The 2137-nt window shown below is 61.9% G+C and carries 3 protein-coding genes; all 3 read right to left on the bottom strand.

All coding sequences use genetic code 11. The annotated features are described in order from the left end of the window. A partial coding sequence (locus EOC06_RS13810) for an ATP-binding cassette domain-containing protein (RefSeq protein ID WP_164898568.1) occupies positions 1-266 on the bottom strand: 266 nt, incomplete at its 3' end. A gap of 4 nt (positions 267-270) precedes the next feature. Next, complete coding sequence (locus tag EOC06_RS13805) at positions 271-1119, bottom strand: carbohydrate ABC transporter permease (RefSeq protein WP_128308008.1); 849 nt, start codon at positions 1117-1119, stop codon at positions 271-273. Next, positions 1119-2042 (bottom strand): carbohydrate ABC transporter permease, encoded by a 924-nt coding sequence (locus EOC06_RS13800; RefSeq protein ID WP_128308007.1) that lies wholly within the window; start codon positions 2040-2042, stop codon positions 1119-1121. Before EOC06_RS13800 ends, EOC06_RS13805 begins: the two co-directional genes overlap by 1 nt. Positions 2043-2137 lie beyond the last annotated feature (95 nt).

Raw genomic sequence — 2137 nt, 5'->3', positions numbered from 1 at the left:
TGCGGATAGAGCGCGTAGGACTGGAACACCATGGCGATGTCGCGGTCCTTGGGTGCCACGTCGTTGACCAGCCGCTCGCCGATGCGGATCTCGCCACCGGAAGCCTCCTCCAGCCCGGCGATCATGCGCAAAAGCGTGGACTTGCCGCAACCTGACGGCCCAACCAGGACGACGAACTCGCCATCGGCGATTTGAAGGTCGACCGCGTGCAGGACACGGACGGCGCCATAGTCCTTGCGGACCTTTTCGAGCGTAACAGAGGCCATCGATCTATCCTTTGACGGCGCCGGCGGTCAGGCCGGTGACGAGATAGCGTTGCAGGAAGGCGAAGAAGATGCAGACCGGGATCAGCGCCAGGATGGATGCCGCCATCATCTGTCCCCAGTCGACGGCGAACTTGCCGATAAAGGTGAGCAGGCCGACGGCAAAGGTCTTCTGGTCGTCGCTGGAAATCAGCATCAGCGCGAACAGAAGCTCGCTCCAGGCGGCGGTGAAGACGAAGCCGAGCGTCGCGCCCATGCCGGGCAGCGTCAGCGGCACGATCACCTTGCGCATGGCCTGCGCGCGGGTGCAGCCGTCGATCATCGCGGCCTCTTCCAAATCCTTGGGGATGCCGTCGAAGAACGACTGCATCAGGAAGGTGGCAAAGGCCGTGTTGAAGGCGGTGTAGATGATGATCAGCCCGGTCAGGCTGGTGATCAGGCCGATCTGCCCCATCACGCGGTAGATCGGCGGAATGACCATCACCAGCGGAAAAGTCTGGGTGAGCAGCAACATCAGCGCCAAGGCTGCCTTGCCGCGAAAGGTGAAGCGCGACATGGCATAGCCGGCGAGCGTGGCGATGATCGTCACCAGTGCCGCCGTCGAGACCGAGACGATGACGCTGTTGAGGAAATAGCGCGGGAAATCGGTCGTCTCGAGCACGGTGACGAAGTTCTGCAGCGTCATGTGCGACGGCCAGAAGGTGATGCCTTCGGAATAGAGCAGCCGCTCCGGCGTGACCGAGATCTTCAGCGTCCAGTAGATCGGGAACAGGGCAAAGATCACATAGGCAGCAATTGCCGCGTAGAGGCCGATGCCGCCGAAGAAGCGCTGCGAGGCCGTGCGTCCTGCGATCATCAGACGTGCCTCACCAACGTGCGGCGGATGCCGATCAGCGCAATCGCATAGGCGATGAGCAGAACGAGCAGCAGCACTGCCACCGCCGAGGCATAGCCCTTGTCCAGCGATTTGAAGGCGCTGACATAGATGTAGACCGGCACCGTGTTGGTCGAGCCGGCCGGTCCGCCCTCCGTCATCACGAAGATCAGGTCGGTGAAGGTGGCGATCCAGATGGTGCGCAACATCACAGTGATGGCGATGGTCGGCGCCAGAAACGGCAGCGTCACCTTGGTGAAGCGCTGCCAGGGCGAGGCTCCATCGATAGCCGCTGCCTCATGCAGTTCCGATGGAATGGATTTCAGTGCCGCCAGGAGCGTGATGGCGAAGAACGGAATGCCGAACCAGATATTGGCGACGATCGGTCCCCACATGGCGGTAGAAGGATCGGACAGCACATTGGTCGGCTCGGCTTTCAGCCCCAACGCAAACAGCCAGTGCGGCAGCGGGCCGATGATCGGATTGAACAGCCAGGCCCAGGTCAGGCCTGACAAGAAGGACGGCACCGCCCAAGGCAGGAAGACCAGGGCTTGTACTGCCTTGCGGCCGCGAAACGGCTTGTCGAGCAGGAGCGCCAGGCCAAGGCCGAGGAAGAACTGGAAGAAAAGGCTGGCGACGGTCCACCACAACGTGTTGACCAGCGCCTGCCCCAGCACCTGATCCGACAGCATCGCCTGGTACTGCCCGAGCCCGACATATTCGGACTTGAACGCCGAGAACTTGCGGAAGGAGTAGCTGATGCCGATGACCAGCGGCACCAAAAGCACCACGACCAGCAGGATGATCGCCGGGCTGAGATAGAGCCATGGCTCGATGGCGGCGTGGGATAGCCGCTTCTTTCGCGGCTGGCCTGCGGATCGGATTTCAGACACGGCATAAGTCATTGGGTGCTAAATCGTCTCCTGGAGGAGCGCCGGAATTGGCGACAAGCGTCCTTCTCCCCGTTCACGGGGAGAAGATGCCGGCAGGCAGATGAGGG

Origin of the sequence: Mesorhizobium sp. M7A.F.Ca.MR.362.00.0.0 (assembly GCF_004023175.1) — a bacterium.
Classification (GTDB): domain Bacteria; phylum Pseudomonadota; class Alphaproteobacteria; order Rhizobiales; family Rhizobiaceae; genus Mesorhizobium.
This window is presented reverse-complemented; position numbering and strand designations above follow the sequence as displayed.